Annotated in this window: 27 protein-coding genes; 10 read left to right on the forward strand and 17 right to left on the reverse strand. The window is 73.8% G+C overall.

Annotated elements, in window-relative coordinates:
- The 13 genes from ACI79W_RS04125 to ACI79W_RS04185 all read right to left on the reverse strand — a co-directional run bounded on the left by ACI79W_RS04125 (position 1) and on the right by ACI79W_RS04185 (position 14,104).
- Entirely contained in the window at positions 1–1,059 is a 1,059-nt protein-coding gene (locus ACI79W_RS04125) for an ABC transporter substrate-binding protein (protein WP_456560803.1), read from the reverse strand.
- Positions 1,060–1,229: 170 nt separating this feature from the next.
- Positions 1,230–1,706, reverse strand: coding sequence for a nucleoside deaminase (locus tag ACI79W_RS04130; protein WP_456560804.1), 477 nt, complete (start codon positions 1,704–1,706; stop codon positions 1,230–1,232).
- The gene (locus ACI79W_RS04135; RefSeq protein WP_456560805.1) at positions 1,703–4,345 is read right to left on the reverse strand and encodes a molybdopterin-dependent oxidoreductase; all 2,643 of its coding nucleotides are present in this window, start codon (positions 4,343–4,345) and stop codon (positions 1,703–1,705) included. The genes ACI79W_RS04130 and ACI79W_RS04135 overlap by 4 nt, the downstream gene beginning before the upstream one ends.
- Positions 4,342–5,151 carry an FAD binding domain-containing protein gene (locus ACI79W_RS04140; protein ID WP_456560806.1) on the reverse strand — a complete coding sequence of 270 codons (810 nt, stop codon included), beginning with the start codon at positions 5,149–5,151 and terminating at the stop codon, positions 4,342–4,344. Before ACI79W_RS04140 ends, ACI79W_RS04135 begins: the two co-directional genes overlap by 4 nt.
- The gene (locus ACI79W_RS04145) at positions 5,151–5,966 is read right to left on the reverse strand and encodes a MurR/RpiR family transcriptional regulator (protein ID WP_456560807.1); all 816 of its coding nucleotides are present in this window, start codon (positions 5,964–5,966) and stop codon (positions 5,151–5,153) included. The genes ACI79W_RS04140 and ACI79W_RS04145 overlap by 1 nt, the downstream gene beginning before the upstream one ends.
- Positions 5,963–7,216 (reverse strand): allantoate amidohydrolase, encoded by a 1,254-nt coding sequence (locus tag ACI79W_RS04150; RefSeq protein WP_456560808.1) that lies wholly within the window; start codon positions 7,214–7,216, stop codon positions 5,963–5,965. The genes ACI79W_RS04145 and ACI79W_RS04150 overlap by 4 nt, the downstream gene beginning before the upstream one ends.
- Positions 7,213–8,433 (reverse strand): pyridoxal-phosphate-dependent aminotransferase family protein, encoded by a 1,221-nt coding sequence (locus tag ACI79W_RS04155; RefSeq protein WP_456560809.1) that lies wholly within the window; start codon positions 8,431–8,433, stop codon positions 7,213–7,215. The genes ACI79W_RS04150 and ACI79W_RS04155 overlap by 4 nt, the downstream gene beginning before the upstream one ends.
- Positions 8,433–9,773, reverse strand: a complete 1,341-nt coding sequence (gene allB, locus ACI79W_RS04160) for an allantoinase AllB (protein ID WP_456560810.1) — start codon at positions 9,771–9,773, stop codon at positions 8,433–8,435. Before allB ends, ACI79W_RS04155 begins: the two co-directional genes overlap by 1 nt.
- Positions 9,770–10,666 (reverse strand): factor-independent urate hydroxylase, encoded by an 897-nt coding sequence (gene pucL / locus ACI79W_RS04165; RefSeq protein WP_456560811.1) that lies wholly within the window; start codon positions 10,664–10,666, stop codon positions 9,770–9,772. The genes allB and pucL overlap by 4 nt, the downstream gene beginning before the upstream one ends.
- On the reverse strand, positions 10,666–10,980 hold the full coding sequence (gene uraH / locus ACI79W_RS04170) for a hydroxyisourate hydrolase (protein WP_456560812.1): 315 nt from the start codon (positions 10,978–10,980) through the stop codon (positions 10,666–10,668). The genes pucL and uraH overlap by 1 nt, the downstream gene beginning before the upstream one ends.
- Complete coding sequence (gene uraD / locus ACI79W_RS04175; RefSeq protein ID WP_456560813.1) at positions 10,977–11,474, reverse strand: 2-oxo-4-hydroxy-4-carboxy-5-ureidoimidazoline decarboxylase; 498 nt, start codon at positions 11,472–11,474, stop codon at positions 10,977–10,979. The genes uraH and uraD overlap by 4 nt, the downstream gene beginning before the upstream one ends.
- Positions 11,475–11,519: 45 nt before the next feature.
- Entirely contained in the window at positions 11,520–13,037 is a 1,518-nt protein-coding gene (locus ACI79W_RS04180; RefSeq protein WP_456560814.1) for an AtzH-like domain-containing protein, read from the reverse strand.
- Positions 13,034–14,104 (reverse strand): acetamidase/formamidase family protein, encoded by a 1,071-nt coding sequence (locus tag ACI79W_RS04185; protein ID WP_456560815.1) that lies wholly within the window; start codon positions 14,102–14,104, stop codon positions 13,034–13,036. The genes ACI79W_RS04180 and ACI79W_RS04185 overlap by 4 nt, the downstream gene beginning before the upstream one ends.
- Before the next feature lie 194 nt (positions 14,105–14,298).
- Between ACI79W_RS04185 and ACI79W_RS04190 the strand changes: the two genes are divergently transcribed.
- Genes ACI79W_RS04190 through ACI79W_RS04200 form a run of 3 tightly spaced genes read left to right on the forward strand, consistent with a single transcriptional unit; the run spans position 14,299 to position 16,918 of the window.
- Positions 14,299–15,294 carry an ABC transporter substrate-binding protein gene (locus ACI79W_RS04190; protein ID WP_456560816.1) on the forward strand — a complete coding sequence of 332 codons (996 nt, stop codon included), beginning with the start codon at positions 14,299–14,301 and terminating at the stop codon, positions 15,292–15,294.
- A complete protein-coding gene (locus ACI79W_RS04195) occupies positions 15,291–16,121 on the forward strand; it encodes an ABC transporter permease (RefSeq protein WP_456560817.1) in 831 nt (276 codons plus the stop codon). The genes ACI79W_RS04190 and ACI79W_RS04195 overlap by 4 nt, the downstream gene beginning before the upstream one ends.
- Positions 16,118–16,918 carry an ABC transporter ATP-binding protein gene (locus ACI79W_RS04200; protein ID WP_456560818.1) on the forward strand — a complete coding sequence of 267 codons (801 nt, stop codon included), beginning with the start codon at positions 16,118–16,120 and terminating at the stop codon, positions 16,916–16,918. Before ACI79W_RS04195 ends, ACI79W_RS04200 begins: the two co-directional genes overlap by 4 nt.
- A gap of 188 nt (positions 16,919–17,106) precedes the next feature.
- Here ACI79W_RS04200 and ACI79W_RS04205 read toward each other — a convergent pair whose 3' ends face one another.
- Both ACI79W_RS04205 and ACI79W_RS04210 read right to left on the reverse strand, forming a co-directional pair.
- Positions 17,107–17,526, reverse strand: a complete 420-nt coding sequence (locus tag ACI79W_RS04205; RefSeq protein WP_456560819.1) for a nuclear transport factor 2 family protein — start codon at positions 17,524–17,526, stop codon at positions 17,107–17,109.
- A gap of 259 nt (positions 17,527–17,785) precedes the next feature.
- Positions 17,786–18,757 (reverse strand): NAD(P)H-dependent flavin oxidoreductase, encoded by a 972-nt coding sequence (locus ACI79W_RS04210; protein ID WP_456560820.1) that lies wholly within the window; start codon positions 18,755–18,757, stop codon positions 17,786–17,788.
- 337 nt (positions 18,758–19,094) lie between these two features.
- Between ACI79W_RS04210 and ACI79W_RS04215 the strand changes: the two genes are divergently transcribed.
- On the forward strand, positions 19,095–19,781 hold the full coding sequence (locus ACI79W_RS04215; protein WP_456560821.1) for a pyridoxamine 5'-phosphate oxidase family protein: 687 nt from the start codon (positions 19,095–19,097) through the stop codon (positions 19,779–19,781).
- Here ACI79W_RS04215 and ACI79W_RS04220 read toward each other — a convergent pair.
- On the reverse strand, positions 19,757–20,653 hold the full coding sequence (locus ACI79W_RS04220) for a response regulator transcription factor (RefSeq protein ID WP_456560822.1): 897 nt from the start codon (positions 20,651–20,653) through the stop codon (positions 19,757–19,759). The genes ACI79W_RS04215 and ACI79W_RS04220 overlap by 25 nt on opposite strands.
- Before the next feature lie 334 nt (positions 20,654–20,987).
- On the opposite strand from ACI79W_RS04220, the gene ACI79W_RS04225 reads away from it, so the two are divergent.
- The 6 genes from ACI79W_RS04225 to ACI79W_RS04250 all read left to right on the forward strand — a co-directional run bounded on the left by ACI79W_RS04225 (position 20,988) and on the right by ACI79W_RS04250 (position 25,362).
- Entirely contained in the window at positions 20,988–21,752 is a 765-nt protein-coding gene (locus tag ACI79W_RS04225; RefSeq protein WP_456560823.1) for an AfsR/SARP family transcriptional regulator, read from the forward strand.
- Between the two features lie 224 nt (positions 21,753–21,976).
- Positions 21,977–22,207 (forward strand): hypothetical protein, encoded by a 231-nt coding sequence (locus tag ACI79W_RS04230; protein ID WP_456560824.1) that lies wholly within the window; start codon positions 21,977–21,979, stop codon positions 22,205–22,207.
- A gap of 238 nt (positions 22,208–22,445) precedes the next feature.
- A complete protein-coding gene (locus ACI79W_RS04235; RefSeq protein ID WP_456560825.1) occupies positions 22,446–22,760 on the forward strand; it encodes a tyrosinase family protein in 315 nt (104 codons plus the stop codon).
- 293 nt (positions 22,761–23,053) lie between these two features.
- Complete coding sequence (locus tag ACI79W_RS04240) at positions 23,054–23,827, forward strand: tyrosinase family protein (protein ID WP_456560826.1); 774 nt, start codon at positions 23,054–23,056, stop codon at positions 23,825–23,827.
- Positions 23,828–24,060: 233 nt separating this feature from the next.
- Positions 24,061–24,876 (forward strand): SRPBCC family protein, encoded by an 816-nt coding sequence (locus tag ACI79W_RS04245; RefSeq protein ID WP_456560827.1) that lies wholly within the window; start codon positions 24,061–24,063, stop codon positions 24,874–24,876.
- 207 nt (positions 24,877–25,083) lie between these two features.
- Positions 25,084–25,362: a hypothetical protein gene (locus ACI79W_RS04250; protein WP_456560828.1), complete on the forward strand. Its 279-nt coding sequence runs from the start codon at positions 25,084–25,086 to the stop codon at positions 25,360–25,362.
- Positions 25,363–25,549: 187 nt separating this feature from the next.
- Here the strand turns inward: ACI79W_RS04250 and ACI79W_RS04255 are convergent, their stop codons facing one another.
- The gene (locus ACI79W_RS04255) at positions 25,550–26,362 is read right to left on the reverse strand and encodes a class I SAM-dependent methyltransferase (RefSeq protein ID WP_456560829.1); all 813 of its coding nucleotides are present in this window, start codon (positions 26,360–26,362) and stop codon (positions 25,550–25,552) included.
- Positions 26,363–26,673: the final 311 nt, after the last annotated feature.

Genomic DNA, 26,673 nt, shown 5'->3' on the forward strand with positions numbered 1-26,673 from the left:
TCAGGCCGCGCTGGGCACCTCGACGAGCTCCGGCTTCTCCTCCAGCAGCTCCTGGAGGATGGAGAGGTCGAAGAGGTCGTCGGCGTCGGAGATGTCGATGCCGGCGGCGGCCAGGGTGGCCAGGTTCTGGTCGATCAGCTCGTCGGAGATCGTCAGCAGCCCGTTGGACTCGACGTCGGGTGTGACGATCAGCGTGCTCTGCACCTCCGCCTGCTCGACCTCCTTGGCCATGTCCAGGTCCAGATCGGCCCCGTACTCCTCGACCGCGAGGCGGGCGCCCTCCTCCGGGTCGCGCAGGTAGTCCTGCCAGCCGAGGATCTCGGCCTCGAGGAACGCCTTCACCGTCTCGGGGTTCTCGGCGATCATCTCGTCGGTCGTGATGATGCTCTCGGCGACGAAGGGCAGGCCGTTGTCGGCGAAGGGCAGGTTGGTCACCTCGTAGCCGGCGGCCTGCACGGTGATCGACTCGTTGGTCAGGTAGGCCAGGAAACCGTCGACCTCGCCGTCGATCAGTGGCGCCGGGTCGTACTCGACCGGCACCTTCTCCACGGAGCCGGGGTCGATGCCGTTGACCTCGCGCAGCGCGTCGAACAGCGTCTCGTTGCCGCCGGCCTGGACGCCGATCCGCTTGCCCACGAGGTCCTGGGGGGTGGCGATGTTCCCGCCGTCGGCCAGGGACAGGATGGTGAACGGGTTCTTCTGGAACTTGGTGCCGACGATCTTGAGGGGAGCGTCCTCCTCGGCGACCACCTGGGCGGTGGCCACGGCGTTGCTCAGGCCGAAGTCGGCCTCCCCGCTGGCCACGAGCGTCTCGATCGGCCCCGGGCCGGGGTCCATCGTCACGTCGGAGAAGCCGACCGCCGTGTAGTGGCCGTTGGTGTCGGCGAAGTACTCGCCGGCGAACTCGGCGTTCTTGATCCAGGACAGCTGGAGCGTCAGCGGGCCGAGGTCCCCGCCCTCGGCGGCGGCGGTGTCCGTCTCCTCAGAGCCGCCGCACGCCGTCAGGGCGAGGGCGGCCGCTGTGAGGGCGGCGGCGGTGCGCAGGGCGCGCTTGTTCATGAGCTTCTCCTGGTCGGGAAGGGGCGGTCTCCTCGACGGCGGAGCGGTGAGCCGGCCCCGTCGTCGTCCGTGCGGGACGCTAGGAGCGGAGGGTTTCGGCGCAGGTGGAGCAGCGTTTCGGCGGCGTAAAAGAAACTCCCATCCCGGCCCGGAACGGTCGTTCCACCAGGTCAGTAGTCCACGCGCCGCGGGTTGTCCCGCCAGGCCGCGAACGGCGTGATCGCGGATCCCAGCCGCAGCTCGTGCACCGCGGTCGGCCACGTGGGCGGCTCGGCGGCGAGCAGGTCGTAGAACGCTCGGTCGTCGAACCCGCCGTCGGCCGCGTCGTGGCGGTTCGCCGCGAAGACCACCCGGTCCAGCCGCGCCCACAGGGCCGAGGTCGCGCACATGGGGCACGGCTCGCAGGAGGTGTAGAGCGTGCACCCCGCGAGGGAGAACGTGCCCAGTTCCCGGCACGCCGACCGGATCGCGGTGACCTCGGCGTGCGCGGTGGGGTCCAGGTCGCGGGTGACCCGGTTGACCCCGGTGGCGATCACGGCGTCGCCGCGGACCACGACCGCGCCGAACGGGCCGCCCCCGGCGGCCACGTTGGCGGTGGCGAGGTCCACGGCCTGCTGCAGCCACTTCTCGTCGACGGTGGACGTCATGCGGTGCCTCCTCGGGTGAGCCGCCAGATGCGGTCCCTGCTCATCGGCAGGGCGTGGGGCCGGACGCCGACGGCGTCGCGCACGGCGTTGGCGATCGCGGGGGCGACCGGGTTGTAGGGGGCCTCGCTCATCGACTTCGCGCCGTGCGGGCCCAGGGCGTCGACGGTGTCCGCGACCAGGACCCGCGTCGTCGGCACGTCGCCCAGCTGCGGGGTGCGGTAGGTGCGGAAACCGCGGGTGAGCACCTGGCCCTCCTCGACGAGGACCTCTTCCTGCAGCGCCGAGCCGAAGGCCTGGGCGACCCCGCCCTCGACCTGGCCGCGCAGCTGCTCGGGGTTGAGCACCACGCCGGCGTCCACGGCCTGCACCGAGTCCAGGACGCGGAGCTCGCCGCTGGCCGGGTGCACCGCGACGCGGACGGCGTGCACGTTGAACGCCACCGAGCGCCGGCCGCCGTCGCTGGTGCCGGTGGCCACGAGCGGCCCCTCCAGGCCGGCGAGGGCGGGGAGGCCGCCGAGGGCGTCGAGCCGGCGGCGCACGTCGGCCGCGGCGCGCTGCACGGCCAGCCCCGCGACCACCGACCCGGTGGACCCGAAGGCGCCGGAGTCGTAGCCGGAGGTGGCGGTGTCGGAGGCGATCAGGCGGACGCGGTCGGGGGCGATGCCGAGGGCGTCGGCCACCAGCTGGGTGTGCACGGTGGCCGTGCCGTTGCCGAACTCGGCCGTGCCGACGGAGACGGTGGCGGTGCCGTCCGGGGCCAGTGCCACGCGGGCGTGGGAGTGGTGCCCCCGCGGCGGGATGGTGGCGATCATCGCCAGCGCCATCCCCTCACCGATGACCCAGCCCTCCGCGGGGGGCTCCGCCGGCCCGGTCTCCCGGAGCGCCGCCTCGGCGAGGTCCAGGCACTGGTCCAGGCCATAGCTGCCGAACTCGAGGTCGGTGCTCGGCGGCCCGTTGACCACCAGCGGGTCGCCGGGCACGACCACGTTGCGGCGGCGCAGTTCGAACGGGGAGATCCCGACCTCGCGGGCCAGCTCGTCCAGCGCCGACTCGACGGCGAAGACCACCTGGCCCAGGCCGTAGCCTCGGAAGGCGCCGCTGGGCGGGTTGTTGGTGTAGACCGCCTCGGCGTCGACCCGCTTGGCCGGGCAGCGGTAGACGGCGACCGACTCGTGGACGCCGTGGAACATCACGCCGGGCCCGTGGTTGCCGTAGGCCCCGGTGTCGCTGAGGACCTCCACGCGCAGGGCGGTGAGCCGCCCCTCGCCGTCGGCGCCGGCCTCGACCGAGACCCGCATCGGGTGCCGCAGCGGGATGGCGGTGAACTGCTCCTCGCGGGTCATCTCCAGCTGCACGGGGCGCCGGTCGCCGCGCTCGGCCAGCCGCAGCGCGGCCAGCGCCACCACGTCCTCGACCAGCAGCTCCTGCTTGCCGCCGAACCCGCCGCCGACCCGCGCGGCGACCACCCGCACCCGGTCGCGGTCGCGGCCGAGCACCCGGGCCAGCTCGTCCCGGACCAGGAAGGGCACCTGGGTGCTGGTGCGCACGACGAGGGTGCCGTCGTCGTCGACCCACGCCCGGGCGCCGTGCGTCTCGAGGGCCGCGTGCGCCACCCGGCCGCTGGTCCACGTGCCCCGGACGGTGTGCGCGGCGGCGCGCAGGCCGGCCGCGACGTCGCCGACCTCACCGTGCGTGGCGGCGACGACGTTGCGGTGCGGCTCGGCGATCCGGGAGGCGGCCGGGTCCTTGTCGCCGTGCAGCAGCGGGGCACCGGGGGCCCGCGCCGTCTCGGGGTCGAAGACGGCCGGCAGGACTTCGTACCGGACCTCGACCAGGGCGGCGGCGCGCTGCGCGACGGCGGCGGACTCGGCCACGACCACCGCGACGCGCTGGCCCTGGAAGCGGACGACGTCGTCGAGCAGCCGGGTGTCGTCGGGGTCGTCCAGCCGGCTCTCGTGCCGCGCGGTCGAGTAGAGGACGTCGGGGGAGTCGGCGCGGGTGAGGACCAGCACGACACCGGGGAGCACCTCGGCCCGGGCCGCGTCGACCGAGAGGACCCGGGCGTGGGCGTGCGGCGAGCGGACCAGGGCCACGTGCAGCAGCCCGGCGTCGGGGAGGTCGAGCGTGAACTCCTCCCGGCCGGTGACCACCCGCGGCCCGGCCGGGGCGGCGACCGAGCAGCCGACGCCGCCGCCGGTCGCCACGTTCGCCCGGCCCTCGAGCGCGTCCCGGATGGACCGGTACCCGGTGCAGCGGCACAGGTTGCCCTTGAAGGCGCGCTCGGGCTCGGCGACGTCCACGGTGCCGTCCGCGGCGGCCAGCGCCGTCGCCGTCACCACCCAGCCGGGCGTGCAGAAGCCGCACTGGAAGGCGGCCGCCTCGACGAAGCGCCGCTGCACGGGGGAGAGGTGCTCGGGCGTGCCGAGCCCCGCCGCCGTCGTCACCTGCCGGCCGCCGGCGCGGGTGGCAGGGGTGATGCAGGAGTGCACGGGCACGCCGTCGAGCAGGACGGTGCACGCGCCGCAGTCCCCCGAGTCGCAGCCCTTCTTCACCGCGGTCCCGCCGCACTCGCGGATCCAGCTGCGCAGGCACTGGCCGGGCGCCGGCGAACCGGGCACCTCGCTGCCGTCGAGGATCACGGGGTTCCCCCTCCCAGCTCGGCGTGCACCTCTGCCGCGAGCCGCACCGTCTGGGCGGCCCGCCAGTCCGCGGCCCCGTGGGGATCGGCGAACCACCCCGCCGCGCCGCACGCGTCGGCCACCGCGTCGTGCACCGCCGTACCGGTCGCGGTCGGCGGCACCGCCAGCACCACCGGCCGGGGCACCGAGGCGGTCACGGTGAGGACGACGGCGCCCGGGTCGCGGCGGCCGATCACGAGCGCGGCGCTGCGGCCGTGGTCGGTGAGGGCGGCGCGGCGGAACGCCGTGGGCGCACGCAGTGCGGATCCGGGCAGCTCGACGGCACGGAGCACCTCGCCGGGCCGCAGGTCCACGACGCCGACGTCCCGCACGAACCCGGCGACGGGGACCCGCCGCTCCCCGCCCTCGGGGGTCCAGAGCACGATCTCGCCGGCGAGCGCCGCGGTGAGCGCGATCATGGCCCCGGCCGGCAGCCCGAGGCAGAGGTTGCCGCCCACCGTGGCGGCCGACTGCACCTTGAACGACATGAGCAGCGCGTCGGCGCACCGCCCGGCCAGCACCGGATCGGGCCACGGCGCCGTCCGGGCCTGCTGAACGGTGCAGGTGGCGGCCAGCCGCAGGCCGCCGCCGGGCAGCGGCTCCCAGGCGTCCCAGTCCATCGCGGTGAGGTCCACCAGGCCGGTGACCGCCGGCTGCGGCTCGGAGAACAACCACGTCCCGCCGGCCAGCAGCCGCTCGCCGGGCCGGAGCCGCAGGCCCTCCCGGTCCCGCGCGCCGCGGTAGGTCTCCACCCAGGCCAGGTCCACTACTCCACCTCGCCCAGGCGCGAGTAGGTGGCGCTGATGGCCGAGATCCGGTCCCGGCCGGTGCGCCCCACGCGGGACAAGACACCGTCGGCCAGCACCGCCACCACGCTCATGGCGGCGGCGTAGGAGTCGTAGGCCAGCGTGCCCTGCACCGGGCAGGGCAGCCACACCCGCGCGGCGCCGGAGTGCCCCACGGCGGTGGGGTCGCCGAGCAGCACGACGTCGGCACCCGTCGCCGCGGCGGTGGCGAGAAACCCGGCGAACCCCGCCGGGCGGCGGCGGAAGCCGACGGCCACGACGGCGTCCCCGCGGCCGAGGTCGGCGAGCTCCTCGCCCACCACCTGGCCGGGCAGCGGCGCCAGGTGCACCCGCGGCCGGGCCTGCACGAGCTGCTCGCGCAGGTGCAGGGCGACCGGGTGGCTGTTGCGCCATCCCACGACGAGCACCTGGCGGGCGTCGGCGAGCACCGCCACGGCCTCGGCGACCGCCGGCTCGAGCACGGCGGCGGCGACGGCGGTCGCCTCCGACCCGGCGTGCGTGGCCAGGTCGGGCGGCCCGCCGACGCGCCGCGGCTCACCCGCGGTGCGCAGCGAGCGGAGGTGGTCGCGGACCTCGTCGAAGTCGGTGAAGCCCAGCGAGCGGAACAGCCGGCTCATCGTCGCCTTGGAGACACCGGCCAGGGCAGCCAGCTCGGCCGCGCGGTAGGTGGCCAGGTCGTCGAGGTGCTCCAGGAGCGTCTCGGCGGCGCGCCGCTCCTGCGCGGTCAGCGCCGGGTGGCAGCGGGCGATCCGCTCGTCGATCCGCGGCCCGTTCACGCGCGCGCCTCCACCGCGGCGGCCACGCGGAGCACCGCGGCCTCGAACGCGTCCAGCCCCCGGGCGACGTCGACCTCGCGGACGTCCTCGTCGGGGGAGTGGCTGATCCCGTCCGCGCAGCGGAGGAAGAGCATGCCGACGTCGGTCACCGCCGCCATCGCCATGGCGTCGTGCCCGGCGCGGCTCCACAGCCCCAGCGGCTCGGCGGCGCCGCGGTCGTCGGTCGCGCCGATCCCGGCGACCACCGCCTCCTGCAGCCAGGGGGCGCAGCGCGCGGCGGGTGCCCGGTGGGTCTCGACGACCTCCAGGTCGAGTCCGCGCCGGCGGCAGATCGCGCCGATCTCCGCCCGCAGCACCTCCCACATGCCGTCGCGGTCGGCGTCGGTGGCGGCCCGCAGGTCCAGGGTCAGGTCGGCCCGGCCGGGCACGACGTTCACCGCGCCCGGGTGCACCTCGACCCGGCCGACCGTGGCGATGCAGTCCGAGGCCCGCACGATCCGCTCCACGGCGACGACCGCCTCGGCCGCCCCGACCAGCGCGTCGCGGCGCCGGTCGTAGGGGGTGCCCCCGGCGTGCCGGGCCTCGCCGAGGACCGACAGCCGGAAGCGCCGGGCGCCGGCGATGGCGGTGACGTAGCCCAGCGATCGGTCGGCGGCCTCCAGGCAGGGCCCCTGCTCGATGTGGGCCTCCAGGTAACCGACCAGCTCCCCGGGCCGGCGGGTCGCCTGGCCCACCCGCGACGGGTCGAGGCCGAAGTCGAGGAAGGCCTGGCGCAGCGTCACCCCGTCGGCGTCCCGCAGGTCTTCCCAGGCGGGGTCCCAGGCTCCGGCGACCGCCTGGCTGCCGAGCAGCGCCTTGCCGAACCGGGCGCCCTCCTCGTCGCCGAACCCGACGACCTCGAGGGCGAACGGCAGGTCGGCGCCGCGCAGCCGCTCGGCCACCGCGACGGCCATGACCACGCCGAGCATCCCGTCGTAGCTGCCGGCGTCGGGGACGGTGTCCAGGTGGGAGCCGAGCACCAGCGCCGGCAGCCCGGGGGAGCGGCCCTCGCGGCGGCCCCACTGGTTGCCCGCCGCGTCCTGCCACGGGGTCAGCCCGGCCGCCGCCATCCACGAGGCCGCGAGCCGGTTGGCCGCCGCGTGCTCCGGGGTGAGGTGCACGCGCTCCAGGTGGTCGGGGCTGGCGGAGAGCCGGTCGAGCTCGGCACAGCGGGCCAGGACGGCCTCGGCGGTGGTGGTGGCGGTGGTCATGCTGCGTACACCTCGCGCGCGGCGCCGACGCCGCCGCCGGCGGGCACGGCGGCCCCGCAGCCGCGCAGCACCTGCTCGAGGGCGGCCAGCGTGGTGAGGACGGCGTCGCGGCGGGCGTTGTGGCCCATCGTCCCGATCCGCCAGACCCGGCCGTGCAGCGGCCCGAACGAGGTGCCGATCTCGATTCCGAAGTCGTCCAGCAGCGCCGCGCGCACGGTGTCGGCGACGATGCCGTCCGGGACGTGCACCGCGACGACGTTGCTCATCTTGTGGGCGGGGTCGCCGAAGACCTCCAGGCCCAGGCCACGGACGCCGGCGAGCATCGCCCGCCCGTGCAGCTGGTGCCGGACGATCGCGGCGTCGATGCCCTCCTCGACCAGCAGCCGTGCGCACTCCCGGGCGGCGTACAGCATGGAGCTCGCCTCGGTGTGGTGGTTGAGCCGGCGCGGGCCCCAGTACGCCATGATCTGGGCGAGGTCGAGGTAGTTGCTGGCGATACGGGTGCCGCGGTCGGTGTCCCCGTCGTCGCGGATGCCGGCCTCGACGTGCGTGCGGGCCTCGATCAGCTCCACCGCCCGCGGGGAGAGGGTGATCGGCGCGCTGCCCGGCGGACCGCCGAGGCACTTCTGCAACCCGGCGGTGGCCGCGTCGACCCCCCAGGCGTCGGCCTCGAAGGGGTTGCCGCCGAGCGAGGCGGTGGCGTCGCAGTAGAGCAGCACCCCGTGCCGGCGGCAGATCTCCCCGAGGTCGGCCAGCGGCTGGCACATCGTCGTCGAGGTGTCGCCCTGCACCACCGCCAGCAGTTTCGGCCGCACGCGCAGCACCGCCTCCTCGACCACCTCCGGCGGCACGACCTGCCCCCAGGGCACCTCGACGGTGTGCACCTCCGCGCCGCACCGCCCGGCGATCTCGCGCAGCAGCGCGCCGAACCGGCCGAAGACCGGCACGAGCACCCGGTCGCCGGGCTCCAGCAGCGAGACCAGCGCTGCCTCGATCCCGGCCCGGGAGGTGCCGTCGACGAGGAAGGTCTGCTCGTTGGCGGTGCGGAACACCTCGCGGTAGAGCGCCATCGTGCCGGTCATGGCCTCGGTCATGAACGGGTCGAACTGGCCCACCAGCTGGGCGGACATCGCCCGCAGCACCCGTGGGTCGACGGTGATCGGCCCGGGGCCCATGAGCAGCCGGGGCGGGACGTCGAGGCCGGCGGTGGCGTCCATCAGGCGCTCCTCCTCAGCTGGGCGCCCCATCCGTGGTCGGGGCGGTCGGGGTCGACGGCGCGGCCGCGCACGAGGGTGCGGGTCACGCGGCCGGGGAAGGTCAGCCCGTCGTAGGCCGAGATCGGGTTGCGGTGCGCCAGCCGGGCGGCGTCGACGGCGGTCTCGCCGGCGGTGTCGTGGACGACGAGGTCCGCGTCGGCGCCGACGGCGATCCGGCCCTTCCGGTCGAGGCCGACCAGGTCGGCCGTGTTCCGGGACATCCAGCGGCTGACCGTCGCGACGTCGATGCCACGCCGGGCGGCCTCGGCGGCGACCGCGGTGAACCCGACCTGGAGCCCGGACACCCCGCCCCATGCCTGCTGCAGGTCGCCGCCGCCCCGCGTCTTCTCCTCGGCGGTCGCGGGGGAGTGGTCGCTGACCACGCAGTCGACGACCCCCTCGGCCAGCGCCGCCCACAGCTCGTCGCGGTTGCCGGAGTCGCGGATCGGCGGGCAGCACTTGAACTCCGCGGCGGCGTCGGGCACCTGCTCGGCGGTGAAGAGGAGGTAGTGCGGGCAGGTCTCGACGGTGACCGGCAGGCCCTCGTCCCGTGCGGCACGCAGCAGCGGCAGGGCGCGGGCGCTGGACAGGTGCAGCACGTGCACGCGGGCGCCGGTCTCCCGGGCGCCGTCGAGCACCTGCCGGATGGCGCGGGTCTCGGCCTCGTCGGGCCGGCTGAGCAGGAAGTCGGCGTACGCCCGGCTCGGGCGGGCAGGTGCGGCGTCCAGGACGGCGGGGTCCTCGGCGTGCACGACGACCAGCCCGCCGAACCCGGCGACGGTCCGCAGCGCCCGGCGGAAGCCGGCGGGGTCCAGCGGCGGGAACTCGTCGACGCCGCTGGGGGAGAGGAAGCACTTGAAGCCGAGCACGCCGGCGTCCCACAGCGGCTCGAGGTCGCCCTCGTTGCCCGGGACCGCCCCGCCCCAGAACCCGACGTCGACGGCCAGCCGGCCGCGGGCGGCCTCCCGCTTGCGCCGCAGGTGCGCCACGGTCGTCGTCGGCGGGATGGAGTTGAGCGGCATGTCGACGAGCGTCGTGACGCCGCCGAGCGCCGCGGCCAGGGTCGCGGTGGCGAACCCCTCCCAGTGCGTGCGCCCCGGCTCGTTGACGTGCACATGGGTGTCGACGACCCCGGGCAGCAGGTAGGCGGTGTCCGGTACGTCCGGGGGGAGGTCGCCGTCGTAGGGCTCGATCGCCGCGATCCGGCCACCGGCGATGCGCACCGTGGCCGGCCGGACGTCGTCACCGATCAGCACCCGCCGCGCACGCAGCGTGGAGGTGGCCGTCTGGGCGGCGGTCACGCGAAGGCCGGTACGGCGGCCCAGGCGCGGGGCTCCGCGGGGACGCCGGCGCGCTGGAGCGTGGCCTGGATCAGCCCGTAGGGCCGGTCGGCCGCGACGAACACCTCACCACCGTTGGTCAGCCCGAACGGGTCGAGGTCGACCTCGAAGTGGTGCTTGTTCGGACAGCTGATCCGGATCTCGGCGACCTCGGGGACGGCGTCCATCGCGGCGGCGCCCATGGCGTGGATGGTCTGCTGCAGCGCCAGGCTGTGGGTCGCGGCGAAGGCCTCCACCAGCGCGGCGCGGACGGTGGCGTGGGCGGCGTCCCAGTCCGGCGGGGCCCCCGCGTACCGCCACCAGGCGGTGACGCTGGTGGCGAGGATCCGGTCGGTCGTCTCGGCCAGCGTGGTGAACCGGTCGCGCGGGAACCCCGAGAACTCGCTGCCGGTGCTCTTGAGGAGGGTCAGCCCGGTGAGCCCGCCGAGCACGAACGTCTCGTCGCCGTCGGTCTGCACCACCGCGGTGCGCACCTCGCCGCCGTCGCGTGCGAAGGAGTGGCCCGCCCCCGGTGTGCCGGCCCCGACCCGGACCCAGGCGTGCTGCCCGGCGGTCATCTGCGTGCCGGTCACCCACGGCTGGGCGCGCCAGTGGCCGGCCAGCACGAGGAGGAACGCCTCGGGCGAGGCCACGCCGTGCTCCTTGGCGAGCGCGTAGACGGTGTTCTTCTGCGTGTCCGTGGCGTGCACGTGCGCGTTGTCGCCGTCGGTGTAGGCGGCGCCGAAGTCGCCGCGCAGCTGGGTCGTGACGGTGAGGTCGGCGATGCCGTGCTCCGGCGTCCCCCGCTCGAGGCGGACCAGGCGGACCTCCGCCTTGCCGTACTGGTGCGGGCCGAGCACGTACGAACTGCTCATCAGGACCCCCGGTAGGTGGTGTAGGAGAACGGGCTGAGCAGCAGCGCGACGTGGTGGTGCCCGTCGTCGGCCACCTCGAAGGGGACGGTGACCGAGGGGAAGAACGTGGCGCGTCCCTGCGCCGCGAACCACCGACCGGTCGCGAACCGGAGGACGTGCTCACCCCGGGGCAGGTCGACGTCGAGCCCTGCGCGCCCGTCGGCGTCGGTCGTGCCGCCGGCCGTGCTGCCGTCGGGAAGGGTGAGGACGACGTCGATGCCGGCTGCCGGGCGGCCGAGCGCGGCGTCGAGGACGTGCGTGCTGAACGAGCTCACGGGGTGACCAGCCCTTCCAGGCGGAGCAGGGCGATCTCGGCGAGCTGGGCCCGGGTCACCGCGCGCTCGGTGGCGGGGTCGTTGGCCAGGCGCTGCTCGAGGATGTCCAGCAGCTCCGGTCCGGTGCGCCCCGCGGCGCGTACGAGGTAGATCCGCCCGAAGCGCTCCTCGTACCTCCGGTTGCCCTCGGCCAGCCGCTGCCGCAGCAGCTCGTCCGCCGGGTCGACGCCGGCCTGCTCCCGGCCGGCCAGCGCGGCGGCCGGCCCGTTGCCGGCCGGTCGCTCACCGATGCGCGGGTGGTCGGCCAGGGCGGCATCGACCTCGGCGTCGGTCCAGGAGGCGGTCCGCTCCCGGGCGGCGGCGAGGAGGGCGTCCACCGAGCCGTAGGGGCGCCCGTCCGAGACGGCGGCCGCGAAGGAGGGGATGTCGGCGCAGCGCCGGAGCAGGGCCGCGGCCTCCTCCGCTGCGAGGGTGTCGAACTGGGCGATGCGCACCGGGCGAACGTAGGAAACCGCCGTTTCAGGCGCGTTGCGTCCGTTTCAGCGTTGTGTGTACTCGACGACGAGGTCGAGCAGGTCGCGGTCGCGCCCCGCTCCGGCCACCAGGCAGACGCCGGCGGGAAGCCCGTCGGCGGTCCGGACGGGGATGCTGACGGCGGGCAGCCCGGCGATCCCGGCCAGGCAGGTGAGCCGCATGGTGGCGTTGCGGTCCGCGAGGGTGGCGCCGGTGGAGATCGGCGGAGCCACCGAGGGCGCGCTCGGCAGGGCCAGCAGGCGGTCGCCGACCAGGTCCCGTACCCGGGTGCGGGCGCCGTCCAGCACCGCGCGCGCCCGCTCGGCGGCCGCGCCGTCGACGCGTGCGGCCGCCTCGAAGCGGGAGCGCACGTCGTCGCCCAGCACGTCGAGGTCCTCGTCGAGCCACGCGCCGTGCACGCGCCATGCCTGGAATGCCTGCCAGGTCTGGAACGCGGTGCGCCACTCGTCGAGCTCGTCGAGCAGCACGTCGAGGGTTCTCGCGCCGGCCGCGGCCGTCCAGGCCCGCACGGCCACGGCGACGTCGGGCTGCGCAGTACTGACGAGCTGGTCGACGACGATGATCTCGGTGCGGCCGCCCGGGGATCCCGGTGGCAGGAGCACGTCCCCGACCGTGCGCAGCAGCTCCGGGGACCGGGTCAGCCAGCCCACCGCGTCGAACTCCGGTGCCAGCGGGACCAGGCCGGTCCGGTCGACGGCTCCGTGGGTCGTCCGGATGCCGAACAGCCCCTGGTAGGCGGCCGGCACGCGGATCGACCCGCCGGTGTCGGTGCCCAGGCCGACGGTGGCGTGGCCCAGGGCGACCGCGCTGGCGCTGCCGCTGGAGGAGCCACCCGGGATGCGGTGCGGGGCCCGGGGGTTCGGCGGAGTGCCGTAGTGGGGGTTCGTCCCGGCCAGGGAGTAGGCGAGCTCGTCGGTGCGGGCGATCCCGCGCACGGCCGCGCCTGCTGCCAGCAGCTCGGCGACGGCGGTCGCGTGCCGGGGCTCCGGGCGGGCGGTCGCCAGCCACGCCGGGTTGCCCGCACCGACGGGGTGGCCGGCCACCGCGTACAGGTCCTTGACCGCGACGGTCTGCCCGGTCAGCGGGCCCGTGCCCGTCGGCCGGACGAGCGGGTCGCCGACGACGCGCCAGACCCGGGTGTCCAGGGCGGGCGGCGCCACGGAGACGTGCGCGGCGGTGACCCGCCAGCCCCCGTGCTCCGACACCCCGGGGGCCCTCCGCCACAGCTGGGTCTGCAGTCCGCGCCCACCGCGGGCGAGGTCGGTCACCGCCACGACGAGGGCGGAGTCGGCGCCGATCACCTGCACGTGCGTCTCTGCGAGCGTGCGCCGAGGCGCGCCGCCGCGGCGCGCCCGGAAGGCGGCGATCCGGTCGTGCCCGACCAGCACGCCGTCGGCGTCGGCGCGCAGCGTGTCCGGGCCGGGGGCGAAGAGCCGGTCCAGGACGGCGACGTCGTCGGCCATGAGCGCGGCCTCGTAGGCGGCGACCGCCTCCAGCAACCCGGGCGGGGTCTCGCCCGTCACGCGAAGTCCGCCTTGCGGATCGTGGCGTGCACGCCCTTCACCACGTCGACCACCTGGCTGATGCGGAAGTCGGTGGCGGCCGACAGGTAGGCGTAGGCCAGCCGCCGGTCCATGCCGAACCCGGCCTGCAGGAGGGCGATGGCGGCGCGGACGCAGTTCTGCACCGCCACGTCGAGGTCCTCGTCGAGACCGGTGGGCACCAGGAAGTCCGACGTCTCGGCCAGCGGCCCGGCCAGCTCGCCGAACCGGGCGAGCGCGTCCTCGCGCGCGACCACGTCGAGCCGCACGGTGGCGCGCAGGCTGCCCTCCAACGCCGTCAGGCTCACCTCACCGTCGCCCTGCGCGAAGTGCGGATCGCCGACGTAGGCGAGCGCGCCGTCGACCTGGACCGGGAGGTACAGCGTGCTGCCGGCGGTGAGCAGGGCGATGTCGAGGTTCCCGCCGTGCCGGCCGGGCGGTACCGAGTGGGGCCGCTCGCCGCCGGGCACGGCGACACCCATGATGCCGAGGAAGGGGCGCAGCGGGAACCGCGCCTTGCGCTCACCGCCCGGGGTCAGCGGTAGCGAGGCGTGCGCTCCGTCGGCGTCCACGCCGGCGAAGGCGCTGAAGACGGGCAGGTCGTCGCCGGGGTACTCACCGGGCAGCGCGCCCCGGCCGTGCCGGTTGGAGATGACCCCGTAGGGGACGCGCGGCGTGGCGTCGAGGAGGGTGAGCGCCAGCAGGTCGCCGACGCGGGCCCCCTCGACGGCGATCGGCCGGCTGACGACGTGCGGCCCGTCGACGCCGAACCGGTGCGGGTCGTCGCTCTTCGCCAGGGCGACGGCGTCCTCGAGCACCTCGGCGACGCCGTGCCGGCCGAAGTAGGTCACGGGGTCGCGGCCCTGGTCCTCCAGGATCCCCTCGTGGCTCACGGTGTCGACGGTGATCTCGGTGCCGGCGGCGACGGTGAGCACCGGGGAGTCCGCCGCGCACGGCAGCCGGCCCCACAGCACGGCGTCCGGGGTGGCGGGGAGGTACGTGCCGGCGGCGATCGGGCCGCTCCCCGGCTGGAGCACTGGTGTGATCACCGGTGGGAAGGTACGGAACCGAGGTTTCAGCCGTGTTCCGCGGGCGCGGCCCACCGCTGCTCCCCGCACGTGCGTCGCGGTGCAGGGCTGCGCGACGTCGGCATGCGACGAGGAGCACACCCGGCGGAGCGCGTGATCCCGGCGGGAAATGTCCGCGCTACGACCCCGCAACACATCCCCACGAGCATCGGCCCATGCCAACTGCGTCCCTGTCCTCCTCCTTCCTGCGCCGATCCGTCGGCGCCCTCGCGCCGCTCGCCCTGGTGACGGCGATGGCCGGCTGCACGTCGACGGGCGCCAGCACGGACGAGAGCGGGGAAACCCGGGTCGTCCAGGTGGGGACCCTGCGGGGCCAACCTCACTTCTACGCGCCGTACCTCTACGCCGAGCACGCCGAAGGCGGTGTCGAGTTCGAGGTGGTCGCGCTCGAGACCGCACCGGCGCTCAACGACGCGCTCGCCAGCGGCTCCGTGGACTTCGCCGTCGGCAGCATCACGGCGACGATCGCCGGCGCCGCGGCCGGCCGCGACGTGCGGATCGTCGCCGCTGCTGCGGACGGCGGCAGCGGCATCGTCGGCACCCCGGAGATCCAGTCCGTGCGCGACCTGGTCGGCAAGCGGTTGGGCTACCTCGAGTCCAGCTCCCAGCTGGTCGCCCTGCGGCTCATCCTCGAGCGCGAGGGCGTGGACGTCGAGGACGTGGAGCTGGTGTCACTCAGCGCGCCGGAGTTCTTCAACGCCTTCAACACCGGACAGATCGATGCCTTCGCCGCCCCTGAGATCGGCGTGTCCCTCGCGCTCGGCGCCGACGGGCACGTGATCGCCGACCCGTACTCGACCGAGATCGGCCGGCTGAACATCGCCCTGCTCACCACGGGCGGGATGATCGAGGAGGACCCCGACCTCGTGCAGGCGGTGGTGGACACCCACGCCGCGACCACCGCCTACATGGCCGAGAACCAGGACGAGTGGCTCCCGGAGATGATCGCGGAGTACGGCGGCGACCAGGCGGTTCTCGAGCGTGCGCTGGAGAACTTCTGGCTCCGCGCCGACCTCTCGCCTACCTACGAGGACCAGATCGGCAACCTCGCCGCGCAGATGGCCCGTCTCGGGATGATCCAGGAGGCCCCGGCCCTCGAGGACGTCGTGGACGCGTCCTTCGCGTCGCGCGACGAGCCCGCAGGCTCGTGACGTCCCCGGCGACCGGACGGTCGGCCGCTGCGGGCCGGGCGGCCTTGGGCTTCGGCGTCCTCGTCGGCATCGTCGTCCTGTGGCACCTCGGCGTCCGCGGGCGGTGGGTCCTCGTCTTCGACATCAAGATGGCATTCCTGCCCGAGCCGGCCGAGGTCGCCCGCCTGCTGTGGGACTTCGCGTTCGGCGGGGTCTTCGACGACGCCTTCAGCGGCACCTTGTGGCAGCACCTGTGGGCCAGCACCGGCCGGGTCCTCGCCGGATTCGGCCTGGCCGCGGCGCTGGCGATCCCGCTCGGCGTGCTGATGGGCCGCTACCGGCTGGTGCACGCGGCGTTCGACCCGGCGGTGAACCTGTTCCGGCCCATCCCGGCGACCGCATGGGTGCCCCTGATCCTGCTGATCATCGGCTTCGGCAGCCAGGCGACGATCTTCCTGATCACCCTCTCGGCCTTCTTCCCGATCCTCCTCAACACCGTGGCCGCGGTCCGGGAGGTGCCGCCCCGGCTGGTCGAGGCGGCGCAGATGCTGGGCACCTCGCGCGCCAACGTGCTGCTCAAGGTGGTCGTCCCCGCGTCGACCCCCGGCATCGTCAGCGGGCTGCGGATCGGGTTGGGCCTCGCCTGGGTCATCCTCGTGCTCGGCGAGAGCAACGGCATCGAGTGGGGACTGGGCAGCATGATCACCCTGGCCCGCGAGCAGGTCCGCACCGACCGCGTCGTCGTCGGGATGATCGTGATCGGCCTGGCCGGCTTCCTGTCCGACCGCATCCTGCTGCACGGCCTGCGCGGGATCTTCCGCCGACGTCCCCTGGTGAGGTCCACATGAGCGTGTCCGACCTGTCCCGTCTCACCCGGCACACCGGCGCCGGCCGGGTGCTCGTCGACGACCTCGGGAAGCGCTACGGCGGGGCTGCGGGCGTGGACGCCGTCGCCGGCGTCTCCCTCGACATCGCGCCGGGGGAGTTCGTCGCCGTCGTCGGCGCGAGCGGCTGCGGGAAGAGCACCCTGCTGCGCATCCTGGCCGGCTTCGAGGCGCCCACCCGGGGGCGGGTCGAGGTGGGCGGCCGGCCGGTCACGCGTCCGGGTCCGGACCGGGGAGTGGTCTTCCAGGACTACGGGCTGTTCCCCTGGCTCACCGTGGCCGAGAACGTCCGGTTCGGGCTGCGGCAGCGGGGGACGCCCCGCCGCCGTGCGGGGGACATCGCCGAGGCGTTCATCGAGGTCGTGGGCCTGACGCGCTTCGCCGACCGGTTCCCGGGGGAGCTCTCGGGCGGGATGCAGCAGCGCGTGGCCATCGCACGGGTGCTCGCCAACGACCCGGCCGTGCTGCTGATGGACGAGCCGTTCGGTGCCCTCGACGCGCTCACGAGGACCCAGATGCAGCACGAGTTGCGCCGCCTCTACCGCGAGGCCGGGACCACCGTCGTCTTCGTGACCCACTCCATCGAGGAGGCGGTGTACCTCGCCGACCGGGTGGTGGTGATGACCGGCGGCGCCGCCAAGGGTGCACCCGGGCACATCAGTGACGTCATCCCCGTGCAGCTGGGGGACGACCGGGACGTGAACGCGGCGGACTTCAACGCCCTCGAGCGCGAGATCTCCGAACGGGTCCACGCCGGCTGACCGGTCCGAGCCCCCGCGCTAGGTCCTCGCCCGGAACGACGACCCGCCGGCCCCGAAAGGCGATGTCCCGGGACACCGATGCAGGAGTCCCGGGACATCGAGCCGGTGTCCGAGGGGCGACACGGTACACACGCACACGCTCCCGGGGCCGATGAGCGATCCGCAGGTCGCCGTCCGCCGCCCCGGGCTCACCCGGGTTGAGGCAGGACCGACAGATGCTCGTGGGCGATCTTCCAGTCGCCGGCGTCGTCCACCACGACCACGGTGGTGCGTACTCGGCCGCTCGCCCGGTCGTCGCCGATCCACGCCTCGTAGGCGAAGATGCCGGTGACCACCGCAGCTGCTCCGAAGACGTCGATCTTCACGTCCTCGAACGCGCCGCGGATCTCGTCGAGTGCCGTGAACTCGGCCGCTTCCGCTTCCATCGCCGTGGCGAAGTCCTGTCGATCCAGCGGCGGAGAGTCGTTGAACTTGGTGAACTTCGGGCTGTCGAGGTGGTAGCCGGCCAGCCGCTCGAGGTCGCCGGCATGCACCGCGTCCAGGATCTCGGCCAGCCGACGCGCGATCGCGCGAGACGCTTCGTCATGGGGCTGCACGCGGACGTCCATGGCAACTCCTCACCGGCGACGGCCAGCAGGGCACAGCCTCCGCCGTCACCGCGGTGTCGCGCAACGGTCACGTGGGCACCGATCGGTACCCCGCCGTGATGCCGGCCGAGGACGGCTCGAGGGATGCGCACCACCGTCCAGTCCAGGTCGCCCGCGCGCACCGTCACCACCGAGGCGGCCGAGTCCGGCACCAGGCCCGGCTCGTCTCTGTCGACGCTCCCGATCAGGTGCCCTGGCCAGGTCTCAGGGCGGTGCGCGTTCAGCCGAGTGCGGGTGCCTCGCGGGAGCCGAGAGCGATCATCAGGTCGCTGATCAGCTCTGCGGCCGGCCGGATGGCCGTGACCGAGCTGACGCCCGCGCCGGCGTACAGGGCCATGGCCGCCACGTCCCCGTCGACGGCAGCGAGCGGTGGCAGGCCGGCCCCGCGCGGGAGCGGGACGTGCCGGCCGCCCATCGTCACCGTCCCGACGACGTCACCGTCCAGGGCCGCTACCCGTTCGATGGCACTGCGCAGCACCCGGTGCCGTGCGCGGGTGGCGCAGAGGGGGCAGCCATGGGTGAACGTGTCGGTGATGACGGTGCAGTCACCGGCCGCGTCGACGAGTGCCTGCTTGTAGGCAGGGTGTGCCGCGGATTCGGTGGCGGCGACGAACCGGGTGCCGATCCGTGCTCCGTCCGCTCCGGCGGCCATCACCGCGGCGAAGGTGCGGGCGTCGGCGATGCCACCGGCGGCGAGCACCGGGATCGGCACGGCGTCGAGGACCTCGCGCAGCAGAGGCAGTAGCGGCTGGTCCCCTCTCACGTGGCCGCCGGCTTCGCGGCCCTGCGCGGCGACGAGGTCGCAGCCGGCATCCGCGGCGGCGCGCGCTTCCTCCGCGGACCCGACCTGCCAGCCGGCCAGAGCCCCCGCCCGGTGGACGAGCTCCACCAGTCGCGGCGAGGGATCGAACCAGAAGAAGTCGACCACCCGTACCCGCTCCGCGGCGGCGACGATGAGCTCTTCGTCGGTGTCCTCGAGGAGGATGTTCGCCGACAGCACGCCGCTCGTGCGTTGCCGCATGTCGTCCAGGCGGCGGACGAAGGTCTCACCGGGCACACCCAGCGCACAGAGGGTGCCGACAGCCCCCGCGTCCGCGACTGCGACCGCCAGGTCCGGCGACGACACCGCCCCCATGGGCGCCTGCTGGATCGGGACCGAACAGCCGACCAGCGTCGTGAACCGAGTCTGCACGTCTGCGACCCCCTGTGGGTGGTGGCGTGCAGGTACGGTCGCGCCGGGGCGCGCGCTGGTCAAGCAGGTCCGTCCTACGGCCCTGGGCTCCCGGGCAGGCGGGCACGACGGCGGCAAGCGCCCGTGGCCGCCGGAGCACATGCCGACGTCATGGGAAGCCTGCTGGCCCGAAGGCCGTGCGGTTGCCAGACGGAGCTCGAGCGGCGACCCGGGACAGCGCACAGGCGCTGCCGCTTGCCCGCGGCGGGCTGTACGCACGTGTACGTACAGACCGTCGTCCGCGCCGTCCCTAGCCTCCGGTTGCGAGGTTCGGAGCGTCACCTGAAGGGGGCGGGGCATGCCCGGTTCGAACGGTGAGCACCATCTGCAGGAGCGCTACGGGACGTCCACCCGCGCCCGGGCCTTCTACGACCACCAGGTCCTCGAGCACCTCAGCGAGCGGATGCAGACGTTCATCCAGCGCATGGACATGGTGTTCATCGCGACGGCCGACGGGAGCGGGGACGCTGACTGCTCGTTCCGCTCCGGGGGACCGGGGTTCGTCGGCGTCCTGGACGAGCGGACCCTCCTCTACCCCGAGTACCGGGGCAACGGCGTCATGAGCAGTCTCGGCAACATCGCGGAGACCCGGGGCATCGGCATGCTGTTCATCGACTTCTGCGGCGATGCCATCGGGCTGCACGTGAACGGCCGGGCGGCGATCCTGGAGAACGAGCAGCTGCTGTCCGCCGGCCCGTTGCCCGAGCAGGTGGTGGACGGATTGCTGCAGCAGGGCGGGCGCCGACCGGATCGCTGGGTGCGCGTCAGCGTCACGGAGGCGTACATCCACTGCTCGAAGCACATCCCACGGCTGGTGAGGCAGTCGCAGTCCAGCCAGGCGGTGGAGACCGAGGACGCGGCGCGTACGTGCGGCGACTACTTCGAGGCCAAGCACCTCCCGCGACCGTGGACCGCACCCGCTCCCGCTCCCGGCACGGTGGTGCCACGAGCCGGTGGGGATCAGCCAGTGGTGCAGCGCATGTGATCGCTCGTGGACACCGGCGCGGGCGCGGTAGTGATGGCGTGCCCGCTGCCGATGGAGAGCTCCGGCGCCGGAGATCCCGTCGTGCCCTCACCTCCACCGCTCGAGGCGGGTGCGGCCAGGAGGCCGGCCTCACGGGCTCGCTGGACCGCCATCAGCCGGTCCCGCACGCCGAGCTTGCGGTACAGGTGCTCGAGATGCTTCTGCACCGTCCGGGGCGACGTGTGCAGCCGGCGGGCCATCGCCGCCGCGGTGAGTCCCGAGCCGAGCAGCCTGAGGACGGCGAACTCGCGTTCCGTCAAGCGAGTGCCGCGAGCGTGCTCGTACTGGCGTTCCCCCATGTCCGCGAGGACCCCGTGCTGGCGGACCAGCGCTACCAGAACAGGGCGGACGAGGTCCGCGAGCTCGGCGTCGGCGTCGGCGTAGTCGTCGTCCGGACGGCTGACCACGTAGGCCCGGATACCGTCGCCGACCCGGAGCGGCAGCGCGATCTGGTGGGTGATCCCGAACTGGCGGGCGAACTCCGACCACCGGGCCGCCATGGGCGCGGGCGCCACCTGGCGGGGCACCCTGCCCAGGATCTGGGCCGAGGAGCTGCCCGTGACCGAGTACCAGCGGATGAGCGGGTGCGTGGTGCCGTCGGGGAGCTCACCGGATGGCGGCTTCATGGGCAGGTAGCCGTCAGGCCAGGCGCCGACGACGTGGTCCACCCACGCGCCGTCCACCACGTTGAGTGAGCAGCAGGCTGCGTCGAAGGACTTCACGAGGAGATCCGCCACCTGGGCATGGGGGAACCCCTGCGCCCTGGGCTGCCCCTCCAGGATGTCGCCGGCGAGCGAGAGCCACGCTGCGTGACAAGACTTGCGCCTCGGCATGGAGCTGACCGTATTGCTCCGGTCGCCGACGGTGCAGGGCCCTTTGGCACGATGCTGTTCCGGCACGCACCTCGCCGGCCCGTCACCGGCCTCCCACCACTACGCACAAGTGCGTACGGATCCGTGGCCCCCGTCTCAATAGCCTTGTCCTCCGCAGTTCACGTTCCTGCGTCCAGGAGGAGCCATGTCGTCCGCAGTCGTGTGAGCACCGGGCGGTCCGGCCACACCGGTGCCGCACCGGCGCCGGCGCGAGGGTTGCCCGCCCTCCCGTGGCCGGGCGACCGCTCCGGCCGCAGGCGGCATCCCTTCGTCCCTCGGAGATGGGAGCCCTCAGGTGGACAGTTCGTCCCTCACCCGCGTCACCTTGCTCGACGGCTTCGGGCTGGCGCGGCCGGGTCGCACCCTGCGCTCGACCGCCGACGACCTCCCCCGTGCGGTGCAGCGGCTGCTGGCACACCTGTGTCTGTCCACCAGGGCGTCACGGACGGCCACGGCCGGCCACCTGTGGCCCGACGTCCCCGAGGAGCACGCGCACGGGAGCCTGCGGTCGACTCTGTGGCGGCTGAACAAGGCGGTACCGGGCCTCGTCGAGGCGTCCGGGACATGCCTCCAGCTGGCGGCGGATGTCCGCGTCGACGTGCGCGACCTCAACGACTGGGCGCGACGGGTGATGCTCCGTTCCGGAGGGACGGACGACCTGGCCGTGCCCGATACGGATCTGCTGGGCGATCTCCTCCCAGGGTGGTACGACGACTGGGTCCTCCTCGAGCGCGAGCGGTTGCGGCAGCTCCGTCTGCGGGCGCTGGAGACCGTGGCGGAGCGACTGGCGTCATGCGGCCGTCATGGTGAAGCACTGCAGGCAGCCCACGCAGCGGTTCGCGCCGAACCGCTGCGGGAGAGCGCCCACCGGCTGGTGGTCAGGATCCACCTGGCCGAGGGGAACGTGGCGGAGGCAGTCCGCGCCTACGAGTTGTTCCGGACGATGCTGGAGGACGAGCTCGGCGTGCCCCCCAGCGAGCTGATGATTCGGCTGATCGGGCACGTACCGCGCATCCGTCGGGCACTCCGGCCACCACCCGGGATGGTGCGGCGGGCATGACCGGGAACGGGGCGGTGACGTGCTGCGGTGACATGTGCGCGACGGTCGGCAGACGTCCGTCCGTCGAGGGCCACCGGGGGAGGAGCGTCGTCCACGTCGGTGCGTCATCCGTCCAGGGGACTGCGTCGCGCAGCGTCACCGCTGAGCATGGAACCCGGGACATCGGCCGCGTCACGCGGTCGCCGGAAGGGGTCTGTGCTGCTGCGTGGCACCCCATAGGAGAGATGACGTTGGTCGACCACCGGAGTGCCGCACTGCTCATCCGCGTCTGGCTCGAGGATGCCGGCGCGTTCCGGGCGCGGCTCCTGACCCAGGGGAGCGCGGCCGCCGGAGGGGCGGCGGAGGAGGAGACGGTCGCGGTGGCGTCGTCCCCCGATGGCGTCCTCGACGCGGTCCGGAACTGGCTCGACGATCTCCACCGCCAGACCGTGGAGCCGGTCAACCGCGACGGCTGAGCGCACAGGTGCCCCCCGTGGCCGTGGGCACGGCCACCCGGGGAGCGCGCCGCACGTCCGCGCGCAGGTGGACCTCCGGCACCGTGCCCCGGTGCGACGGCCGGGAGTGGGCTCGTCGGGCCACCCGGCCGTGAGCGAGGGCGGCAGGTGGGAGGACGTGGTAGCCACCAGGCCGCGGTGACGAGCGGGTGACGCCCGCCGCTTGGCGTCGCGATGCCGCAGGGAGCGGGGGCCCGTCATGACGACCATCCGGAGGGACGTCTGGAGTCTCGGGACCGAGGAGCAACCATGGCACCCGGTTCTCCTCGGCCACGCGCACGGCGTGCGGTCGATGCAGCAGCTGCCGTTGGCCGATCCGCGGAGCTGGGGCTTCCCAGCGGCTGTCCACGGCATCGCGGGCGTCCGGCCACCGGCGGGGGCACCGTGGAACGAGTGCCAGCACGCGTCGTGGTACTTCCTGCCGTGGCACCGCATGTACCTCTACCGGTTCGAGCGCATCCTGCGGTCCCTCATCCCCGCCGGGGACGAGCGCGACTCCTGGGCGCTGCCGTGATGGAACTACGGCGACGGGACCCCGGGGTCGGCCCGGCCTCCCGCCTTCCGGGTCCCACGCCTGCCTGACGGAACGGACAACCCGCTCTTCGTGGCAGCACGGCGCCCCTCGGTGAACGACGGGCTCCCGCTGCCCGACGTCGTCACGGACACGTCCGCCGCCCTTGCCGAGGACGTCTTCACGGAGGTCGGGTTGGGCGCTTCGACGGGTTTCGGCGGGCCGCGGACAGGATTCGCGCACCAGGGTCCGGCCTTCGGCACGCTCGAGGCCCAGCCCCACGGGCCGGTCCACGTGTGGGTCGGCGGCGCGCGGGGCCCATGCGTGACCCCAACACGGCGGCCCTCGACCCGATCTTCTGGCTGCACCACGCCAACATCGACCGGTTGCGGGCCGCGTGGATCGCCGCCGGACACCGGGACCCCGGCAGCCATGCATGGCTCGGCCGGCGGTTCTCCCTGCGGACCGAGGAAGGGACGGCTGTCCGGATGCGCCCTTCCGACGTGCTCGACATGGCCGGGCAGCTCGACCACTCGTACGAAGGACTGCCCGAGGCGGCACCCGTGCCGGAGAGGGGGATCGACGTGTCGGACCGGCCCCGTCCCGTGCTGATCGGCGCCACGGAGGAGATCACCGAGCTGACCCCTCGGGGAGCGACCGTGGCCGTCGAGATCGGCCCGGTACGCGAGTCCGGCGCAGGCGGGGAACGGGCGGGCACGCCCCGGACGTACCTGAACGTGGCGACATCGAGGAGATGCGAACCCGGGCGTCGTCGTCGGCGTCTACCTCAACCTGCCGGACGAGACCGACGACGCCGTCCGGATCGAGCACCTGGCCGGGACCCTGTCCTTCTCCGGCATCGAGCTCAGCCTGCCAGGGCGCCCAGTTCCACGACGGCAGCCAGCTCGCCGCGGCGCTCGCGCGGTCGTGATGCGCACGCCATCCCGGGACACCAGCGACGGTCCTCGCTGCGAAAGATGTCGCGCGACACCGAGGACGAGGTCCCGCGACATCCGCTGGTGTCCGAGGGGCGACACCCTCCGAGCGCACCCGTGCGGTTGAGCGGGTGACGCGGGGCAGCGCCGCGGTGGCGCCGGCGCGGGGAGTTCGCGGGTTCCCGGCTCGTCGTCGGCTCGGTCTGCTCGTCGGTCGACGCGGTGGTCGTCTTCCCACGACGCCGCCAGCAGGTCTGGAACGACTGGTCGGGCGATGGAGCGAACGGCGAGGGAAGGCATCGACCCGTCACGGTCGGGGTAGCCGGGTGGACGGTCGTAGAGCGCATGCCAAGCGAGAAGGAGTCAAGATGACCACCAAGGCCGAGAAATCGATCCAGGTCGACGTGCCGGTGTCCACGGCCTACAACCAGTGGACCCAGTTCGAGGACTTCCCGCACTTCATGGGCGGGGTGAAGGAGGTGCACCAGCACAGCGACCAGAGCCTGCACTGGGTGGCGGAGATCGCGGGCGTCCGTCGCGAGTGGGAAGCCACCATCATCGAGCAGGTGCCGGACCAGAAGATCGCCTGGGCCGCCAAGGAGGGTGCGACGAACGCCGGAGCCGTGCGGTTCGAGCCGGTCGGCGTGGGCTCGACCCTGATCCACCTGTCGCTGGAGTACGAGCCCGAGGGTCTCGTGGAGCAGGTCGGGGACAAGCTCGGCGTGGTGGAGCGGCAGGTCGAGTCCGATCTCCAGCGCTTCAAGGCACTCGTGGAGAGCGAGGGCTACGCCACCGGCGGATGGCGCGGCGCGATCAACCCCGGGCAGGACGTCGGCACTCCCGGCGCGAACGCTGCCTTCGCCTCCCGCGGCGACAGCGGCAAGGCGGGCGTGTCGGGCAAGGCCGTGGCCGCAGGCGCGGCTGCGGTGGCCGGGGCGGCGGCCGTGGCCGCAGGTGCCGCTGCCGCGGCCGGCGGTGGCCGGAGCGAGGGCCATGAGCAAGTGAGCCCCTCACAGGAACCGGTTGCGGTCGTTCCGCAGCCGCCGGTCGCGGTGGTGCGCGACGAGGTCGTCGTGGATGAGTCCGACCCGGCCGGCTACACCAGTCGGACCTCCACCGAGGGGGTGGAGAGGGGCGGGGCCGAGCCGGACGACGACCCGATGATCGGCGGCGGCAACCGCTGATCCGCACGGTCGGCGGCCGAGTCGGGCCGCACCTCGGGCCCGACCGGACAGGACACCGACCACCGGCTTCAGCATGACCGATGTCCCGAGACACCTGCACGGTGTCTCGGGACATCGAAGCTGTGTCCGAGGGGCGACACGCTACATGCGCACACGGCTACTCCCGGGGCTCCGTCTCAGGAGGTAGTCGGCTACTAGCGTCGGCCCATGAGGCTTACCTTCGTCATGGTCGCGGACATCGCTCCAGGCGCCGAGCCGGCATTTCAGCGGTACGAGTCGCTGGTGCTGCCGTTGCTGGCTCGCCACGGCGGACGGCTCGAACGGCGTCTGCGAACGGAGGACGCGCTCAACGAGGTCCACATCGTCTCGTTCGAGTCCCAGGACGGCTACGCGTCCTACATGGCAGATCAAGACCGACAGTCGCACCGTGCATTGCTTGGGGGCGCTGACGTGGTGCAAAGGGTGCTGCTGGTGCACGACGTGTAGTGCAGCACGGTTCAGGGCAGCCACGTGCCGGAATAGCCGTCCGCCAGGTGGTGTGCGACGGCTGGCTAGCGGAACTGCACCGTCGCAGGGCGGCGCAGCACCGGGCTGACACTTCTGGCAGCGGGCAGCCGTCGCGCGCGGTGCGCCCGGGCCTGCGGGCCGCAACGGGAGCTACCGGATGACTCGATCATCGGGTCGCGTGGTCGTCGAGATCGCCCGAACTGCCCGCCCGTGCGTCGACGTTGAGGCGGACGTAGGCGAGTTCCTCGGGAGCTCCCAGAGCGGTGAACAGGTCAGCCGTGTATCGGCTGTGCAAGTCGTGTGGCAAGCGGTCGAGCTCGGTCACGGCGACGGAGTTCGCCAGGAACGCGAGCATGTCCGGCGGTCGTGCCGTTCGCCGTTGTGACCAGACCCGGACGTCGACGAAGCCTGCAGCCGCCACGTCACGTCGCGCCGTGTCGACCGAGTCGAAGGTCCAGGGTGACCGGAACGGTGACAGGTGCGCGGCGAATGGTGCCTGAGAGGCCAAGTAGGCCATGGCGCGCTCGACGCCGGGGATGTTGCCGGCACCGCCGCACTGGACCGCGAGGGTCCCCCCGGGGCGAAGCAGGGTGTGCAGATGTCGCCACAGGCCCGGATGGTCAGGAATCCAGTGCAGGGTCGCCGTGGATACGAGGACGTCGGCAGGCTGCGGCCATGTGAATCGTCGGACGTCGGCGACGATGACCTCGGCGCGGTCCCCGAGGCGGGCCTTGGTGGCTCGCGCCATCGCCGGGGAGGCGTCGACTGCGACGACCCACCCGCGGGGGGCGAGGTCGGCGAGCTGCTCGGTGATGAGTCCAGCGCCGCAGCCGAGGTCGTAGACGGTCTCGTCGCCCCGGAGGCGTAGCCGGGCGAGGACCTCCTGTGCCCAGGCCTGCTGAGGTGTGGATAGTTGCGCATAGGAGTCGGCATCCCAGTCGACCGTCGCTGCCCCCGACTGGTCGTCTTCGTGTGCCATGGTCGCCACGGTCCTCGTCATCACGCAGATGCGCCGTTTGGGCCTGACGGTGCGCCTTGACCATCGACAGATGGTTCGCCGGGTTTCATCGGCGGAGCGGGCGCCCTCGAGTGCGACAGCTGGGGACAGGAGTCTCCAGTTCGGAGGGGTCGGACGGACGTGCCGGCACCAGGAAGCCAGAAGAACCCCCGCCGGCCGAGAAGCCGTGGGGGTTCAACTCGGTGTCCGAGGGGGGACTTGAACCCCTGTCCGCAGCTGAGCATCTAGATGCGTCCTCGCGCTTGGCCTGCGCTTTCGCCTTCACCGGCGAC

The organism is Blastococcus sp. SYSU DS0533, from assembly GCF_054050775.1.

What these genes read in the sequence shown, in the direction of transcription:
- ACI79W_RS04125 (WP_456560803.1), bottom strand. Translation starts at nt 1,059, where the DNA reads ATGAACAAGCGCGCCCTGCGCACCGCCGCCGCCCTCACAGCGGCCGCC.
- ACI79W_RS04130 (WP_456560804.1), bottom strand. Translation starts at nt 1,706, where the DNA reads ATGACGTCCACCGTCGACGAGAAGTGGCTGCAGCAGGCCGTGGACCTC.
- ACI79W_RS04150 (WP_456560808.1), bottom strand. Translation starts at nt 7,216, where the DNA reads ATGACCACCGCCACCACCACCGCCGAGGCCGTCCTGGCCCGCTGTGCC.
- ACI79W_RS04155 (WP_456560809.1), bottom strand. Translation starts at nt 8,433, where the DNA reads ATGGACGCCACCGCCGGCCTCGACGTCCCGCCCCGGCTGCTCATGGGC.
- pucL (WP_456560811.1), bottom strand. Translation starts at nt 10,666, where the DNA reads ATGAGCAGTTCGTACGTGCTCGGCCCGCACCAGTACGGCAAGGCGGAG.
- ACI79W_RS04190 (WP_456560816.1), top strand. Translation starts at nt 14,299, where the DNA reads ATGCCAACTGCGTCCCTGTCCTCCTCCTTCCTGCGCCGATCCGTCGGC.
- ACI79W_RS04200 (WP_456560818.1), top strand. Translation starts at nt 16,118, where the DNA reads ATGAGCGTGTCCGACCTGTCCCGTCTCACCCGGCACACCGGCGCCGGC.
- ACI79W_RS04205 (WP_456560819.1), bottom strand. Translation starts at nt 17,526, where the DNA reads ATGGACGTCCGCGTGCAGCCCCATGACGAAGCGTCTCGCGCGATCGCG.
- ACI79W_RS04215 (WP_456560821.1), top strand. Translation starts at nt 19,095, where the DNA reads ATGCCCGGTTCGAACGGTGAGCACCATCTGCAGGAGCGCTACGGGACG.
- ACI79W_RS04220 (WP_456560822.1), bottom strand. Translation starts at nt 20,653, where the DNA reads ATGCCGAGGCGCAAGTCTTGTCACGCAGCGTGGCTCTCGCTCGCCGGC.
- ACI79W_RS04230 (WP_456560824.1), top strand. Translation starts at nt 21,977, where the DNA reads ATGACGTTGGTCGACCACCGGAGTGCCGCACTGCTCATCCGCGTCTGG.
- ACI79W_RS04235 (WP_456560825.1), top strand. Translation starts at nt 22,446, where the DNA reads ATGACGACCATCCGGAGGGACGTCTGGAGTCTCGGGACCGAGGAGCAA.
- ACI79W_RS04245 (WP_456560827.1), top strand. Translation starts at nt 24,061, where the DNA reads ATGACCACCAAGGCCGAGAAATCGATCCAGGTCGACGTGCCGGTGTCC.
- ACI79W_RS04250 (WP_456560828.1), top strand. Translation starts at nt 25,084, where the DNA reads ATGAGGCTTACCTTCGTCATGGTCGCGGACATCGCTCCAGGCGCCGAG.
- ACI79W_RS04255 (WP_456560829.1), bottom strand. Translation starts at nt 26,362, where the DNA reads ATGGCACACGAAGACGACCAGTCGGGGGCAGCGACGGTCGACTGGGAT.